Source organism: Donghicola sp. (assembly GCF_025210255.1).
In the GTDB taxonomy this organism is placed as follows: domain Bacteria; phylum Pseudomonadota; class Alphaproteobacteria; order Rhodobacterales; family Rhodobacteraceae; genus Donghicola; species Donghicola eburneus.
In genome coordinates this window covers 40,194-56,667 of the sequence record NZ_JAOARZ010000039.1, presented here as the reverse complement: position 1 = coordinate 56,667, position 16,474 = coordinate 40,194, and the positions used below count along the sequence as shown (strand labels likewise).

General features: G+C 57.5%; 10 protein-coding genes. 1 reads left to right on the top strand and 9 read right to left on the bottom strand.

Annotated features, from left to right (window positions below):
- Positions 1-29 precede the first annotated feature (29 nt).
- Positions 30-545, bottom strand: coding sequence for a hypothetical protein (locus N4A58_RS17680; RefSeq protein ID WP_293712052.1), 516 nt, complete (start codon positions 543-545; stop codon positions 30-32).
- 359 nt (positions 546-904) lie between these two features.
- Positions 905-3,091 carry an excinuclease ABC subunit UvrB gene (uvrB, locus tag N4A58_RS17675; protein ID WP_293712049.1) on the bottom strand — a complete coding sequence of 729 codons (2,187 nt, stop codon included), beginning with the start codon at positions 3,089-3,091 and terminating at the stop codon, positions 905-907.
- A 232-nt stretch (positions 3,092-3,323) separates the two neighbouring features.
- Here uvrB and N4A58_RS17670 point away from each other — a divergent pair, with 232 nt between their 5' ends.
- Positions 3,324-3,635 carry an ETC complex I subunit gene (locus tag N4A58_RS17670; protein WP_072702457.1) on the top strand — a complete coding sequence of 104 codons (312 nt, stop codon included), beginning with the start codon at positions 3,324-3,326 and terminating at the stop codon, positions 3,633-3,635.
- 155 nt (positions 3,636-3,790) lie between these two features.
- Here the strand turns inward: N4A58_RS17670 and N4A58_RS17665 are convergent, their stop codons facing one another.
- The 7 genes from N4A58_RS17665 to N4A58_RS17635 all read right to left on the bottom strand — a co-directional run bounded on the left by N4A58_RS17665 (position 3,791) and on the right by N4A58_RS17635 (position 16,389).
- On the bottom strand, positions 3,791-5,266 hold the full coding sequence (locus N4A58_RS17665; protein WP_293712043.1) for a class I SAM-dependent DNA methyltransferase: 1,476 nt from the start codon (positions 5,264-5,266) through the stop codon (positions 3,791-3,793).
- An 11-nt stretch (positions 5,267-5,277) separates the two neighbouring features.
- Positions 5,278-7,128, bottom strand: a complete 1,851-nt coding sequence (locus N4A58_RS17660; protein WP_293712040.1) for a DUF262 domain-containing protein — start codon at positions 7,126-7,128, stop codon at positions 5,278-5,280.
- Positions 7,125-8,126 carry a DUF932 domain-containing protein gene (locus N4A58_RS17655; RefSeq protein ID WP_293712037.1) on the bottom strand — a complete coding sequence of 334 codons (1,002 nt, stop codon included), beginning with the start codon at positions 8,124-8,126 and terminating at the stop codon, positions 7,125-7,127. The genes N4A58_RS17660 and N4A58_RS17655 overlap by 4 nt, the downstream gene beginning before the upstream one ends.
- Complete coding sequence (locus tag N4A58_RS17650; protein ID WP_293712034.1) at positions 8,116-9,690, bottom strand: restriction endonuclease subunit S; 1,575 nt, start codon at positions 9,688-9,690, stop codon at positions 8,116-8,118. Before N4A58_RS17650 ends, N4A58_RS17655 begins: the two co-directional genes overlap by 11 nt.
- Positions 9,687-12,308, bottom strand: a complete 2,622-nt coding sequence (locus N4A58_RS17645; protein WP_293712031.1) for a DEAD/DEAH box helicase family protein — start codon at positions 12,306-12,308, stop codon at positions 9,687-9,689. The genes N4A58_RS17650 and N4A58_RS17645 overlap by 4 nt, the downstream gene beginning before the upstream one ends.
- 376 nt (positions 12,309-12,684) lie before the next feature.
- The gene (locus tag N4A58_RS17640) at positions 12,685-13,551 is read right to left on the bottom strand and encodes an ASCH domain-containing protein (RefSeq protein WP_293712028.1); all 867 of its coding nucleotides are present in this window, start codon (positions 13,549-13,551) and stop codon (positions 12,685-12,687) included.
- A gap of 24 nt (positions 13,552-13,575) precedes the next feature.
- Complete coding sequence (locus tag N4A58_RS17635; RefSeq protein WP_293712025.1) at positions 13,576-16,389, bottom strand: DEAD/DEAH box helicase; 2,814 nt, start codon at positions 16,387-16,389, stop codon at positions 13,576-13,578.
- Positions 16,390-16,474: the final 85 nt, after the last annotated feature.

Sequence of the window (16,474 nt, the reverse complement as noted above, 5' to 3'; positions counted from 1 at the left end):
GCAGCTTACCGTCGCTGTTCCAACAACATTCAAAAGGTTTGCCATAGTTGCAAACCGATCCTAGTCTCGCCCTCTCCGAACGGGGCGTTAAAGCTAAGTAAAAATTCGTGAGAGTCCGAGATTTTTAACCCTGCGACGGTCTCTGCGCGCCAAATCTGCCCCCAAGTGTTATGCGTGCCCTGCAGTTGTCCGTAGACTTTGGACCACTTCGACGGCGAGACGCCAAGGGTTAGCTCAAACTTCTGGCTCTGGACATCCCCAAAGGTCATCGAGGACGCCGCCGTCGCCCATCCGCCCGACATAATATCAATCCCGCGCCCCAATGACGCGCCAATGCGCAAATCGGGACCTGAAACATCCAAACCATAGGCTTGCCCCCATGGATCCAGAGCAACCATCCCGTCAGAGCGCATAACCACAGCGGCTTCGGTGGCAAATCGCAGGCCGCTCGGCAGGGCAAAAGATCGACTGGCAAAGGCCGCAGCATGGCCCGTGTAGCTCCAAGTACCATAGGCGTCGACACCGACCGTCCAGTCGGTGCCCAAACCGTATTCCAGATACAGCGATGCAGCGGGCTCAGAGTTCAGTCCCGTCGACAGGAAGAATGTGCCGGCCTCGCGCGGCCAAGGGCCCGCGAGACACGGTCCTATCCAAAGAGCAAATAAGAAAACCGCACACCACCACATAAGGGCAGGGTGCGCGCTCTTGGTTAACAGATGCCTAATAAAGGGGGAACGCTATCACAAGATCACATTGAACCGCGACTTTTCTGCTGCCAGTGTGCGGCAAACACTCAAGAAAAGGCAGGCATCATGCAGAAACTAATTTTGATCGCGGGACTTTTGGCCTTGGCGGGGTGCGGCGTTCCATTTGTCCCGCTGATTTGAGGTGGGCCCCAAGGGCCCTATCTTTTGCGGCGCTTCACGTTGCCACCTCGTTGACCCGGTCGGCCTGCGGTGCTGCGCCCGCGGGCTTTTACTGCCTCGTCTTGCGCAGCGTCGATCGCAGATTGGCGCGCCATCGGATCGTCCGCAATTGCCAGATCGACAGCTTCCAATCGCTTCAACTCATCGCGCAGACGGGCAGCTTCTTCGAATTCGAGGTTTTCGGCTGCCTTGCGCATGTCGTTCCGCAAGCCTTCCATGACAGCCTGCATGTTGCTGCCCTGTTGCTTTTTGTCGATGGTCGCCGTCACGCGCGACATATCGGTGTCGCCTTGGTATAGGCCAGCAAGCACGTCATCGACGTTCTTCTTGACCGTCTCGGGTGTAATCCCATGCTCTTCATTATAAGCAATTTGCTTTTCACGGCGTCGGTTGGTTTCCGCGATTGCACGCTCCATGCTGCCGGTCATCCGGTCAGCGTACATGATCACCTTGCCTTCGGCGTTTCGCGCGGCACGACCAATGGTCTGGATCAATGAGGTTTCGGACCGCAAGAAGCCCTCTTTATCCGCATCCAAGATCGCGACCAATCCACATTCTGGGATATCGAGACCCTCTCGCAACAGGTTGATCCCGACCAACACATCGAACGCGCCCAAACGCAGGTCCCGCAGAATCTCGATCCGCTCGATCGTGTCGATATCGCTGTGCATATAGCGTACACGAATGCCCTGCTCGTGCAGATACTCGGTCAAGTCTTCGGCCATCCGCTTGGTTAGAACGGTCGCGAGCGTCCGGCACCCCTCTTGCGAGACTCGCCGAATTTCATCCAGCAAATCATCAACTTGCGTGTCGACGGGACGGATTTCGACCAGCGGGTCCAGCAGGCCCGTCGGACGGATCACCTGCTCGGCGAAGACGCCGCCGGATTGCTCCATTTCCCACGCGGCGGGGGTCGCACTGACAAACACCGACTGCGGGCGCATCGCGTCCCATTCCTCGAACTTCAGTGGGCGGTTATCCATGCAAGAAGGCAAGCGGAACCCGTGTTCCGCAAGCGTCATTTTGCGCCTAAAGTCACCTTTGTACATCGCGCCGATCTGGGGCACAGAGACGTGACTTTCGTCCGCGAAAACAATTGCATTGTCGGGGATGAACTCGAACAGGGTCGGCGGCGGCTCGCCTGGTGCACGGCCGGTGAGATAGCGAGAGTAGTTTTCGATCCCGTTGCAGACCCCAGTGGCTTCCAGCATCTCCAAATCAAAATTGGTGCGTTGCTCCAGACGCTGCGCCTCAAGCAGCTTGCCGTCACCAACCAATTGATCGAGCCGTTTGCGCAGCTCGTCCTTAATCCCGATGATCGCCTGCTTCATTGTCGGACGCGGGGTCACATAGTGAGAGTTCGCGTAAATCCTGATACGCTCGAACGTGTCCGTCTTTTCACCAGTCAGCGGGTCAAATTCCGTCAAAGCTTCAAGCTCTTCACCAAAGAAGCTCATACGCCATGCGCGGTCCTCAAGGTGTGCTGGCCAAACCTCCAATACGTCGCCACGTACGCGAAAGCTTCCGCGTTGGAACCCGTGGTCATTTCGGCGGTACTGCTGCGCCACCAGATCGGAAATCACCTGCCTTTGATCGTATTCTTGACCAACATGCATGTCCTGCGTCATCGCATTATAGGTCTCGACCGAGCCGATGCCGTAGATGCACGATACCGAGGCCACAATGATCACATCGTCACGCTCCAGCAGAGCCCGCGTCGCCGAGTGGCGCATCCGGTCAATCTGCTCGTTAATCTGGCTCTCTTTTTCGATGTACGTGTCCGAACGCGGTACGTAAGCCTCGGGCTGGTAATAGTCGTAATAGGACACGAAATACTCGACTGCATTCTCGGGAAAGAATCCTTTGAACTCGCCATAGAGCTGCGCGGCCAGTGTTTTGTTTGGAGCCAAGATAATGGCAGGGCGCTGGGTCTCCTCAATCACTTTGGCCATGGTAAAGGTTTTACCCGTACCAGTGGCCCCCAGCAGAACCTGATCGCGTTCGCCATCCAGCACGCCGCCCGCCAACTCCTTGATCGCTGTGGGCTGGTCCCCTGCTGGCGCAAATTCGGTATGCATCTCGAACCGCTTACCCCCTTCCAGCTTCTCGCGGCGCTGTGGAGCAGCATTCTGCATCGAGAAAGTGTCGGGGCGATTGTTGTGCATAGAGGTCTCCGCTTGTTCAGGGCATATCTTGTCCTCTTTTTGTTCCCTTTCAAGGGCAGAGGCCGAATTGATCGCGATTTCTGCCGTCTCTTGCGGCGGCTCCGGTCGGTTTTCAGAGGCACCGGTACAGAAAAGCCAAGAAGACGTTCAATGCGCGCGCTGAATCGCCGTTCGGGACTTGCGCAAGGCGCCCGATTTCTGGATAAGAAACCGAACTCTAAGGAGGCATCCCATGCGCGCACGCATCTATCGTCCGGCCAAAACGGCCATGTCCTCGGGCACCGCGAAAAGCAAAGAATGGATTCTCGAATTCGTTCAAGCCAGCGCCCGCGAAGTTGACCCCCTGATGGGCTGGACCTCTTCGGCAGACACGCAGAGCCAGGTTAAGCTGCGCTTCTCGACCAAAGAAGCCGCGATGGAATACGCCGAAGAGCACGGCATCGACGCCCAAGTGATCGAGCCCAAGCCTCGCAAGGCGAACATTCGCAAGGGCGGCTATGGCGAAAACTTCGCCACCAACCGCCGCGGTGCGTGGACCCACTAACTTTGTAAATCGGAGCAAAGTTGTCTCGAAATAGGGGCAAGGATCCCGCGAAGCTGAGCTTCGATCATGATATAGGGCACCCACTGGGTGCCCGTACTATTTCTGGGATTGCGGAATCTGCGGGGTGCTTCTGCGGCTGAATCGCCGCTTCAACTTCACCCCGCCTGCCGTACCGCCGCGAAATTCTCCATCGCTGCGCCGAGGTTCTCGAGGATTTCCTCGAGAAGAATGTCGGGTTCCGGCAAACTGTCGAGATCGGTCATGGAGCTGTCCTTGAGCCAGAACACATCCAGACTGGCCTTGTCGCGCGACAGCAGCTCTTCACGCGTATAGGCCCTCCAACGCCCATCAGGGGTGCCCTCGCTCCAGGTTGCCGTGCGTTCTTGCCTGTTCGCCGGGTTGTAGCAGGCGATAAAGTCCTCAAGGTGGGCATAGGTCATCGGCTTCTGTTTGAGCGTGTGATGCACGTTCGTCCGATAATCATAGAACCAGACCTGCGAGGTCTGCGGCTCCTTGCTGGCGCTGCGATTGTCGAAGAAAATAACGTTCGCCTTGACCCCTTGTGCGTAAAAGATCCCTGTCGGCAGCCGCAGGATCGTATGCAGATCGGTGTTCTGCAGCAGCTTGCGGCGGATCGTTTCGCCCGCGCCGCCCTCGAACAGCACATTGTCCGGCACCACGATTGCGGCGCGCCCAGTGGTCTTCAACATGGTGCGGACGTGCTGAACGAAATTCAGCTGCTTGTTGGACGTCGTGGCCCAGAAATCCTGCCGGTTATAGGTCAGGTCCTCGGTTTCCTGCTCCCCTTCGGCATTCGTGAAGGTCATGGAGCTTTTCTTGCCGAAGGGCGGGTTTGCCAGAACGAGGTCAACCGTGTCCGATGGCGACGAGATCAAAGCATCCGCCGGGGATACGCTCGGTTCGCCCGCCATTTCCCCGATGCCATGGAGGAACATATTCATCAGGCAAAGCCTGCGCGTTCCGGCCACGATTTCGTTCCCATGGAACGTGGCGTTCTTCAGAAATTCCTTTTGTTCGCGGTCGAGCGCGTAATTTGCCGGGTCCGTCAGGAAATCATGAGCCGCCAGGAAGAAGCCGCCCGTGCCGCAGGCCGGGTCGGCAATGGTCTTGCCGGGTTCCGGACGGACGCATTCCACCATCGCCTGAATGAGCGAGCGCGGCGTGAAATACTGCCCCGCACCGGATTTGGTGTCCTCCGCATTGCGCTCCAGAAGGCCCTCGTAGATGTCTCCCTTCACGTCGGCGCCCAGCATGATCCATTTGGTGCCATCGACCATGGCAATCAAGCGGAACAGCTTGGCGGGATCGGTGATCTTGTTCTGCGCCTTGGTGAAGATCTGCCCCAGCATCCCCTTCTGCTGGCCCAATTCACGAAGTACCTTGACGTAATGGGCCTCGAGATCAGCGCCCACCAATGCGGTCAAGCTTTCCCAGTTGTACTCGAGAGGCACGCCGATATCACGCTTATAAGGCGGCTTCGAATATTCGTCCGCCATTTTCAGGAAGATCAGGTAGGTGAGCTGCTCGAGGTAATCGCCATAGCCGACCCCGTCATCACGGAGCGTCGTGCAGAAAGACCAGACCTTCGAGATAATTGGTGCAGTGTTCATTCAGTTTCCTTTCACACGAGCGCATCGTGTTCGGCACTCGGAGAAGGCAGATCATCCGAATTTGATTGATCAAGCTGAGGTGACTTTCCCATGGCGATCTCAACCAGTTGCAACAGATTTGACTTCCGGGCCGAATAGAATTCCCCAAATGAATCCGAACGCAGGGGCTGCACTGGAATGCGATGCGAAGCCAGAATGGCATTCATTTCCGCGTCATCGAGACCAACCTGCTTATGCGTCTGAAGTGCGCCAAGATATTCCGATGGGGCCTTTCGACCGATCATCCGGTTCGCTTTGTAGGAAATCGGAGTTTTGTTGACGATCGAGTTGAAGGTATTCGCCGGAATCCCCGCATCTTCACACCATGCCCGAGGGAAGATGTGGTGGATGTCCAGACTGGCATCTTCGTTTTCAAGCTCCTGGATCGTCGCCTTCCAGAAGAAGTCCTTTGCCCCCTCCCGCAGGATCAAGACATTCAACCCCTTGTAGGCAGCGCTGTTGCGCGAGCGCAGGGAGTCAAGGCGGCTCTCCTGAAAGGCGGCATCACCGATGGTACGGGGCGTATCGCCATTCTCGCCACCATCAATGACCCACCGCATAAGCTCTTCGTAATCGTTCGCGATCCTCGTCTCCACCGCACCGCCATACAGTTCACCCAGGACACCGCACCAGAACCATTTCGACAGCCGGTCATAGATCTTCGGCTCCAGCCAACGGTTCTCGATCTGGGAGAGAACCGCTGCCAGAGGAACCAGCTGTGTCCGGTAAGGCAGTTCGCGCCCTGTGAAAAAGCACTGCTTTCGCATGAACTTGGCCGCAAGGATAAAGCCAGCTTCCACCGCCGGAGCCCAAGACTGATAGTCAGCAAGGGACAAGGACAGAACAGTCGCCCTTTTCGCGGAAACTGCCGAGATCTGCTTTCCTGTCTTGCCTGCGGCAATGTCGGCCTTCCGGCGTTCGGAACTCTGGAGGATCGAAATCGCTTGCAGGAAGTCGGCAGGTTCGATCCCCTTCAGGATCGGCTCTTTCGACAACCGTTCGACCCTGCCCTCGACCTTCCGAAGCCGGCTGCCGTACCAGTCGTCCCGGAGATTGAAGTTATCGGCGGCGAAGGTCGCCGTCACCAGTTCGAAAACGGACAGAGGGACGCCGCCGGTGTTCACCTTCTCGAACACCAGGCACACAGCCTCTTTCGAGGTAGCCTTGCCCAGCGTGATCGCAGGCAGTTGGTAGCTCCTGAACGCCGCCAGCACCTGCTTGCGGAACTTCATGAACTCACCGAAGCGGTTCGGCGCGTGCTCGTGCAGCGCCTCCTCCCAATCGTCTGAGCTCAGGATCTGCGAGCATGGGAAGTGGAAGTTCTTTATCTCCATCTCCGTGGTCGACAGGTCCATCACTATGTCCCGGTCGAAGTTCGTTTTGATCATCCGATCAGCGGGAACCGAGATGAATGCGTCCTCCAGCCGGTCTTCCTCAAGCGCCAGCGCGATGTCGATGTAGTAGTGCCGGTCGATGGCCTTGCCCTTCGGGTCAAAGGTCTTCACCGGCTTGTCGAGGGCCAACACCTGGGTCAGCGAAGTCAAACGTTGCTGACCATCAAGGATCAGCTTTTCTGGCTCGGGCAGGCCTCCGCTGAACTCGACGTTCTCCACGGGGCGGACCTGGAACCGCACCTCACCGCCCGTATCGAGCATCATGACGGCACCCACAGGGAACGACCGCGCGATCGAGATCAGAAGGGATTTCACATGCTCGTCGTCCCACACCCAGCCACGCTGAAAATCCGGAAGCTGGATGACACCATCCGTGATGTCCTTCAGGACCTGCGGAAGCGGGAGCTTCGTGCTGTCGAACGTGCTCATTTTCGTGCTCCTGCAAATTTCAGGAAAGCCTTCATCAACTTGGGCACAGCTTCGGTGCCTTCGAGCTGCATTTCGACCGACCTCTGGTTACTAGTGATCCACGTCAGCAGCTGCGCGACGTCGTAGGCGGTCTTGACCGGGAAGTTGTCGCCGGGAACGCGGGCGTCCTGACTGACCTGATATGATCTCAATGGCCATTTTTCCTTCTTGCCGCTGGGTGTGCGAACCTCTCCATCGTAGCCCTGCTCGAGTATCCACCAGAGACGGGCACAGTTTTCGACCGTCCAATCCTTCTGGTTGCGCAGCCACTCTTCACACCACGCCTGCACCGTTTGCTTGTCGGTCTTACGCTTCTTCCAACTGCTCAACGCGGTCACCATGTCTGGTGTCGTCGACAGACGTTCCCGGATGAAATCGCGTACCAGCTCGGTCCGGGACAGGTCTACGCGATGGATCGAGCGCATCCGGTCCTCCTCGACTGTGAACATACCATTCAGACAAATCAGGCGACGCCAACGCAGAACCACGTGAAAGGCTGAAGACCGATCAACCGAATTCGTCACCTCGATCTCGGGACGGTAGCGGTCAGGAGACAGCAGGTCTTCGGCGAAGTCGAAAGTCCTATCGACCAGCGGCACGGTGATCCGAACGCGCTCCCCGTATTCGGTCATGGTGATTTCCGCGTCAGCGTTCTTGAGACCGGCTTTCGAAAGGTTTTCCGTCAGCCAGGTGGCAAGAACCTGGTGTTGCAGCAGATCGTATTGGTCCGACACGACGGCAACCGGCCTTTCGCAAGGATCGTCACCGAAGGGCATTCTCCAGATACTGCGCATCCGAGGATGGTTGTTGGGCTCTGTTCCGAAAGGACGTCGCGCAAACTCTGGCAGTGCCCCGCGCAGATCGGCGGCAGGGACAACCTTGCGAATGAAGCCATCCGCGAGAGGCAGACCCTTCCATGTCCTCAGACCGTAGATCTCATCGAGGGCGTCAAAGGCCATTCTGGTCTTCCTTCTGCTTCTGCGGTGCTTTCCGTTTGCGGGGTGCCTTGGGCTTGGTGGCCTTTTCGGCCTTGATGCGGGCGAGGAGGTCGGCGGCGGGTTCGTCTTCGGGGTCTTGCGGGACCAGTTTGCCCGAGAAGGCCTGTTTCAGGATGGACTGGCGCAGGGCTTCGGCGCGGGTCAGGCCTGCGTCGATCTCGGCCTCCAGCGCATCGGCGGCAGAGAGGCGCTCGTCGAGAATGCGGGTGATCTCGGCTTGTTCTTCCATGCAGCAGATCGGGACTTGGAGCTCCTCCAGTTCCTTCGCACTGATGTTGTTCACACCACTCGTAGACTTTGCCTTGGCTTCGATCTGATTGCGTACGGAAGGCTCAGTCATCAGATTTGCCAAGTTTTCAGGCTGCAACACCCGAGGAACGGCTCTCACGCGGATGAGGTACCCGGCAAAAAGGAACGCCGTATCCTTCGCTGTCACAAGTGCCGGCTTCCCCACGATCGAAAGGCTACCATTTGAACGAACAGTCAGGACATCGCCTTCTTCAAGGCCGTACTGTTTTATTTCAAATTCGTCGAAGTCTGCCGACTTCAGATCAGTAGCATCTACGCGGCCTGCACCGATATTGGGGATGCGAAGCACCCCTTTCGCCCCCCCGTCATAGTCGCACTTTTTCGATGTCCCGTAGGTTGGGGTATCTATAATCAAACCCAGTGGAACAGTGGTCCAACCGGGAATGCCGATGTCCTTAGGGATGGCGGCAATGTCCCGTGGCCGCTTCGGCTTCGACGGCTTCTTCCCCTCTTCACCGTTTTCGCGCCAGTCGGTCAGGGCTTTTTGCCAGTCGTCGAGGGCGGATTTGTAGCGGGAGTCGCGTTCGGATCGGATGCGGGCCAGAAGGGTTTCGGGGGTTTCCAGTTTGTCGGCGTTGCGGGCGCGCCAGTCGGCGGTCAGACGTCCTTCGAAGGCGGATTTGAGCAGGGATTGGCGGTAGAGCCCAAGGGTCGCCCTGGCCTTCTTCAGGTTTTCCACCCCATGATCGATCTCGTCGAACATCGCCTCGATCCGCTCCACGATACGGCGTTGTTCGTTTAGGGGTGGGATCGAAAGCTCGTAATTCAGTAGAGTATCCCGCTTCAGGTTGTTGATATTCGTTCCTGCCGCCAACTCTTCAATATAGTTCCGAAACTTCTTACTCTGAAAAGCATGAACGAAGAGACTGGGCGCCATAGCATCCACTGGGCGTAAAACGCCGCAGAAAGCGCCAAAGCTTGCGTTCATTCTCTTTTTAACCTCAATACATTTGCCAACATGTGACTTGCTACCACTTGACATGGCAAAAAGTAGATCACCGGACCTAAGCCGCTGATCTGGACTGACCATCGCCTCGGGGAGGAAAACCAAGTCCGATAAATCGAATGCCTGATTGAAGTTATTAGCCCGCAGTACCGGCAAACGGCCCTCGCTGGGTTGTTTTTCAGCATCTTCTTTCGAGTATGTCACTCCACGATAATAATGGAATAATTCGCCTACGGTGGCTACTGCCCACCCCTTCGGTAGTTCCGTCATGCCGACAACGCCTCATTCATCTCGGTCATGACCTCGTCCATCTGATCGCCAAAGAGGTGGTACATCTGCCCCATCCCACCCTTGCCGTCAAAGGGGGCCAGTTCCAGATCGTCGCGCTCGATGGTGAACGAGCTGATCAGGTGATCGCGGATCATGTGCAGCCAGTCCATCTGGGCGTCGCTGAACTTCGTCCCTGCGCCGGAGTGGCGCTGCATGATCCAGTTCTGGAAGTTCCGCCGCACGCGGTCGGAATTCCGCGTCAGCGTGTCATCGAGCCCCGTCACCCGCCGGATCAGCGCCACGAGGGCCGTCAGATCGCCGTTCGGCGTCTCGCCCTTGTACTCATCCAGATGCGCATAAGCGCGCCAGACATTGAGCGGCGCAAGGCGGGGGCGATCCTCGGTCAGTGTCTTCAGCACCGTCTTGATCATCGACAGGGTGACCTCGGCACGGCGGGCGGGCGTGTCGAAATAGATGGTCAGCGCCTCGATCTCGTCGCGGTGTTCCTTGAGGTAGTCCTCGAACTCCTGCGCGATGGCCTTGGCGTTCTCGTCCGCATCGCCCGCCCATGCGGCGGTGATCACCTCGTCGATGGTGTCATGGTCGATGGTCTGCTCGGTGTCGCGGCGGATGGTGTCGAGCGTGTTGATCAGCGGGCCGGTGAAGACATTGGCGGCCTGCTTGATGCGGTTCTCGCGGGCGGTGTTCATGGCGGCATCGTCGGGCTCGGGGTGGCCTGCGGCGATGGCGTCAGCCTCGACCTTGTCCGGATCGATGGCATCGAAGAGGTCACGGATGACGGCGGAGAGCGGCTTGCCCGCCAGTTCGGTGACCTTCTCCTGATCCTCGGGGGTCAGCTTGTGATCCAGCCGCGCCAGACGGCCTGCGAGGGAGCTGACGGTTTCCTCGGACCGGTCGCCCATCATCAGGTTCATGGCAAGTTCCTTGAAGGGGATCGAGGGGTTGCTATCGAGCGGTTGGCTGGCGGTCTTGACCGATTTGGTGACGCCCACCGCATCGACGATGACGTAATGGGTTTTCGCGGTGGCCGAGGGGGAGACCTTTTTCAGGTCATCGGGTTTGACGACACGGGTGCCACGGCCCTTCATCTGCTCGAAGTAGTTCTTCGACTTCACGTCCCGCATGAAGAGCAGGCATTCGAGGGGCTTCACGTCGGTGCCGGTGGCGATCATGTCCACGGTGACGGCGATGCGCGGGTAGTATTCGTTGCGGAACGAGGTGAGCGAGGATTTCGGGTTCTTCGCGCCATTGGTGATCTTGCGGCAAAACTCGTTGCCCTCGCCAAATTCCTCGCGGACGGTCTGGATGATGTCGTCTGCGTGGCTGTCGGTCTTGGCGAAGATAAGGGTCTTGGGAAGTTCCTTGCGACCGGGGAAGATCTCGGGCCACTGGTCGTGGAAAGTACGGATGACGGTGCGGATCTGATCGGGTGCCACGACAGAGCGGTCGAGCTGCGTGGCGGCATAAGCTTCGTCCACGTCCTGCGTTTCCCAGCGTTTCGTACGGGTCGCCCGTTCGCGTTTCTCGACCAGCTGTTCGGCCTGCACCTTGCCTCCACCCTTGGTGACTTTGGTCTCGATGATGTAGACCTCGTTGCCGACATTGACCTTGTCGGCGACGGCCTTTTCATGGGTGTATTCGCTGACTACATTCTTCTTGAAGAAGCCGAAGGTACGGTTGTCGGGCGTCGCGGTCAAGCCGACAAGGAAGGCATCCCAGTATTCGATGACCTGCCGCCAGAGGTTGTAGATGGAGCGGTGACACTCATCGATCACCACCACATCAAAGGTTTCGGGCGGGAGCTTGGGATTGTAGACGACCGGCTTAGGCGACTTGGGCCGGAACCTCTGTTCCGCAGGATTTTCATCTTCGAGGCTCTCGTCGAGCTCCTCGCCTTTCAGCGTGGCATACATCCGCTGGATGGTGGAGATGACGACCTGAGTATCACCGGCCATCGAGGGCGATGTCAGGCGCTGGACGTTGTAAAGCTCGGTGAACTTGCGATTGTCGTCGTTCGGGACATAGGCCATGAACTCCTGCTCGGCCTGTTCGCCAAGGTTCTTCGTGTCGACAAGGAACAGGATTCGGCGCGCGCCAGCGTGTTTGAGCAGGCGGTAGACCTGGGTGATGGCGGTAAAGGTCTTTCCCGACCCGGTCGCCTTCTGGACGAGAGCTCGCGGCTTCCCGGCCTGGAGTGATGCCTCGAGGTTGGTGATCGCGGTGATCTGACAATCACGGAGGCCGTCGGTGTTGAGGTCAGGGAGCTTACTCAGCCCGGTTCTGAACGAGAACGGCGCGTTCGACCAGGACTTCAGGGTTTCCGGCCTGTGGAAAGTGAAGACCTCGCGAGACCGCGGCGACGGATCCCGCCCATCGGTGAAACGTGTGATTGCGCCGGTGCTTTCGTACACGAAGGGCAAAGGCTGCGAGTTGTTGACCCACTTCAGTTGCGCATTCGCGTAGCCGGAGGACTGCTCCTCGACGGTCGTAAGCTTTTCGCCCCAATTTTCAGGTTTGGCTTCGATTACGCCTATAGCGGCCCTATCGACGAAAAGAACATAGTCGGCTGGTCCAATGTCCGTTTGGTACTCGCGCACTGCAATTCCGAGGCTCGCATTGAAATTTATATCGGCCTTGTCCTGTACAACCCAGCCGGCCGCAGCGAGCAATTCGTCAATTCGATCTCTCGCTAATTGCTCGGGGCTTTGATTAACGGCAGCCGACATGAAACACCTTGCATTAAATCAACCACAGAATGAAGCGTATCATTAAGATATGCAAGTTCAGTCGTCATAATCAGGCCTCACTCACGGCCTCGATAGTAAGTAATCCAGACTATCACTCAGCGAGTCTGATAGCCAAATTTTGCCCTCTGGTAATTTGAGAAATCAGTCAATTGATACCGTGATCAACTATGGCTCCTATGACAGCGCCCGCGGAAAGCAAAATCGCAGAAGTGACCAACAGGCGGACCTACTCGAGCCCAGAACGCTCAAGGGAGAGATGGACCGTGTAAGGATCTGAAAGCGACACCACGATAACGTCGCCTTCGCATGCGCCTGCAGTCTCAATGAAATTTTTCATGATGCTTCGGTCTCGGAAGATCTTTTTGTCGCCAGCGATATCGGTTCTAGTGGGATTTGGTCCACCCCAATGGACCGTCAGCGTCTTGGGTGCAGAGCTTTTCTTATTGCCACCGCCAATGGCATCTGCGGGGAAAGAGGCGATGGCACTTCCCAATGCGATATAGCCGTTGCTCAAGCTGCCTTGCGTGATGGACTTCCGCATTATGATTTTTCGAGTATCTGAGGGGAGCTGATTATATATTCCTGAAGGCCGCCGCGGCGCAACTTCAGCCGAGTAATGATCGTGCCGGTCTGACAGCTTTACTAGCGTAGTCACTTGACGAGACGGCGATGGCGCTTCCTGGGATGCTGCAGTTTGAACGCTGGTATTGGCAGCATGTAATGCGCGCGTCACCTCCTGCGAAAGGGACACCCAGATAACCGCACCACTCTTGTGTTCATACGGGACCGCTTGAGCAAGCGGGCGGATGTCCGCGAACTTCCAAGGGACACACCACTTCGCGACCTCGCCGCTGCGGATCATTCGTTCGGGTATCCGGTGATGCTCCTCATTGGCAATCATTTCATCTGGTGTGAGAGCCTTGCCGCAATCAGCAAGACGGGCGATAGCGACCACTTTGCCGCTCCCTTTGCGAATTAGCCCTACCCAGCCTCGGACTGTCGTAGGCTGGGATCGCATTTCCCAATCTTTGCGACCTTCGAGGATATGGTCGATCCAGGGTGTATCAATGATGAGACCACGCTTTATCGTCATGGAACAAACTTTCTATCGTACTCTTTATGTCAGCTCCCAAGCACCAAAGGAATCTGGCGCGTGAGGCGCAAGGCCATCTCGTTGGAATTGCTCGGCCATACTGTCGGCAATCACCGCATGGCCACGTGTCGGACTTGAGACAGCCTTCGTCAGTCCCGCCACATCCGCCGAGTTGTCCCCCATGGGCCAAAGCGCCTGTTCCGCGAGCTTGCGTTTGCGCTGCATTAAGCTTTGGAGCAAGCTATCAAAGGTCTGGGCACCAAGCTCAGGATGCAAGGCCATCGGGATATGGACAAAAACGGGGCGTGTTTGCCCAATGCGGTGGACGCGATCATTACACTGCTCTTCGACGGCCGGGTTCCACCAGCGCGACAGGTGGATCACATGGGTAGCCGCGGTAAGCGTCAAGCCTGTACCGGCCGCCTTAGGGCCGAGGATTAGCATGTCGAAGCCGCCATCGACGCTCAGATGCCGCTGGAACCGGTTCACGATCTCCTGCCGACGCGGGATCGGCGTGTCGCCATTGATCACATCGATCTTCTCAAGACCGAAGAGGTGGCGCACAATCTCGGCAAAGCGAAACTGCATGTCTCGATGCTCGATGAATACCAACACCCGCTCTCCTGCATCTTTGATGCGGTGCAGGACATCAACGACCGCGTCAAGGCGCGCGCTCTGAGCAATGAATTCATCCGGTGGCATGGCTTTGGCCGCGCCTGGATGAACCGAGACCGAGCGAATATGGTGCAGCATCTTTAGCGCTGCGCCAGGTCCGCCGTTGGCCAACTTCAATTGAGCCAGATCATAGGCCTCAGCCTGTACTTTCGGCATCAGGCGGGGATGCAGGAAGCGGCGTTTCTTCGGCAGATCTCGGGCGACCTGGTCCTTCAGACGACGTAGACCTAGTGGCGGTGCGGTACCGCGCGCCTTAAAGACACGCGCATGGAGCTCCGCCATGTTCTCGGCGTCGGGTGTTGCGTAACGCGATTTGAACTCCGCGCCGGAGCCGAGGCAGCCCGGCGCGATGCGGTCCATAATGGTCCAGAGGTCGATCGCAGCATTCTCGATGGGCGTTCCGGTCAGGCCGATCCTGAAATCAGCATTCATCGCTTCGACGGCTTTCGACGCCAAAGTCGCACGGTTCTTAATGTTTTGGATCTCGTCCATTACCATAGCCGAGAACGGGATTTTCCCCAACGAATGCTGATAGTTGGCAAGCGTCGTGTAAGTCGTCAACAGCCAGTAACGATGCGCGCGTCCGTCCTCGAAAGCCTCATCCAGCCAATCCATATCGAGTTGCGGCAGGCCGGATTGTGTTTCTGTACCTTGCGCGTCGCGCCGCTTCTGGGAACCCAGAGAGGACCCATAAAGGCGCACGAGTGTCCCGAAGCCTCTCCCTTCGACGTGGGTTTCAACTTCCTGCTCCCAATTGCGCAGGAGCGAAGTGGGTGCCACGACGAGGATCGGGCCACGGTTCTTCGCCGAAGGTTGCTTCATGTGCTCCTTCAGCCAGGCCAAAAACGCAATGGTTTGCAGGGTTTTACCCAGCCCCTGTTCGTCGGCGTTTAGAATGCCGGGCAACCCAGCTCTCCAAGCATGCATTGCCCAATCGAAACTGACATTCTGGTGCTCGCGTAAGGGCGTGGTGATCGCCTGCGGCACCTCAATCGGGATCGTAGGCGTCCGTGGGACGAGTTGTGCTTCCCACGTCAGGTTCTCGTAGTTGCCCTTTGTGTCGAGGATGATCGGACCATCGGCTTCTGGTGTCTCGGGCTTATCGCCGTCCGGAAAATCGTGTTTCTCCCGGCGCTGGATCTCTCCTTCAATCGCGGCCAAGCGGGCCGGGGTAACTTGCACTTCTTCGCCAGCGATCTCAGCAGGGATGTCCGTCCCAGCTTCAACCACCGCCGCCATATGGTCACGCAAGGCCTGAAGCTCGTTTTTGGGTAGTGCCCGAATGGCCTCGACGAGATGCTGTGCAAAGGCTTCGGGCAGCCATGTCGTCCCACTGCCTTCGCCGATTTCCGCTTCTCTTTTGTAAACAACGATCCCGGTCACGCGTTCGGAATACTCGCGGCTTTCGATCAGCGCAGGCCCTGCGATGGCTTCGACCATCTCAGCTTGCTGCGCATCATCGAGACCATCCAATTCCCCACGCTCAGCCAAGTCGCGGTTGACGGCTTCTGTGATGAAAGCCCTAGGGTTCTCGATGAAGGCGCGCCTTTCCTCGCGCGGAGCCTTCTGCGCACGGGTCATTTCTGCCAGCACCGAGGCCGCGCCCTTGTCGATGACGAGGTAACCGTTATTTCCGATCCGGTAAGCGGGCTTTGCTCCATATTGGTGCAAGCCAAATTGGAAAATTGCCAGTTCCTCTCCGCTTAGCTCTGCCTGCTCTTCGGAGATATCGTCACCGATTTCGGCATTCTCGAGGCGTTCGGCCGAATAGGGTACCACGTCGAAGTGCCCCAGAGCTTCGTCGGGTGAGATTGAGAAACGATCTGCGATACGTACCTCCAGCCCGCGCAGGAAGGCGGTCATCGAGAGCCCGGCCATGCTTCGGTTCGCTGGCATTTCCGCCTCGATGTCAGCCTCAGGTTCGATGGCTCGGCGAAACTCAGCCAAAGCACGCCAATGATCTTCGATAGGTTGGCTGGCATCGAAACTGTCCGCCAGATCAAGCGCACGTTTCATCCAGAGTGGCAGACGACGGTCGCCGTTCGAGGTATGTAGGATTGCACCCGTCCGTTTTGGTATCTCGCGGCTTCCCTGCCGAGACCATTCGTAGCGCAGCCTAAAGTCTGGTCGTCCCAAAACGCCAGACACGTCGGTCTTGAGCATCAAGTCCACTGTTCTAGGCAAACCTAACGCTTCAGCTGCAGTAGCAGAAAGGCTGGAAGCTGCGTCATGCGATAGACTTATATGA

Excerpts from the sequence above, each read along its gene's own strand:
- N4A58_RS17670 (WP_072702457.1), top strand. The coding sequence starts at position 3,324 with ATGCGCGCACGCATCTATCGTCCGGCCAAAACGGCCATGTCCTCGGGC.
- N4A58_RS17660 (WP_293712040.1), bottom strand. The coding sequence starts at position 7,128 with ATGAGCACGTTCGACAGCACGAAGCTCCCGCTTCCGCAGGTCCTGAAG.
- N4A58_RS17640 (WP_293712028.1), bottom strand. The coding sequence starts at position 13,551 with ATGACGATAAAGCGTGGTCTCATCATTGATACACCCTGGATCGACCAT.
- N4A58_RS17655 (WP_293712037.1), bottom strand. The coding sequence starts at position 8,126 with ATGGCCTTTGACGCCCTCGATGAGATCTACGGTCTGAGGACATGGAAG.
- N4A58_RS17665 (WP_293712043.1), bottom strand. The coding sequence starts at position 5,266 with ATGAACACTGCACCAATTATCTCGAAGGTCTGGTCTTTCTGCACGACG.
- uvrB (WP_293712049.1), bottom strand. The coding sequence starts at position 3,091 with ATGCACAACAATCGCCCCGACACTTTCTCGATGCAGAATGCTGCTCCA.
- N4A58_RS17650 (WP_293712034.1), bottom strand. The coding sequence starts at position 9,690 with ATGACGGAACTACCGAAGGGGTGGGCAGTAGCCACCGTAGGCGAATTA.
- N4A58_RS17635 (WP_293712025.1), bottom strand. The coding sequence starts at position 16,389 with ATGCTCAAGACCGACGTGTCTGGCGTTTTGGGACGACCAGACTTTAGG.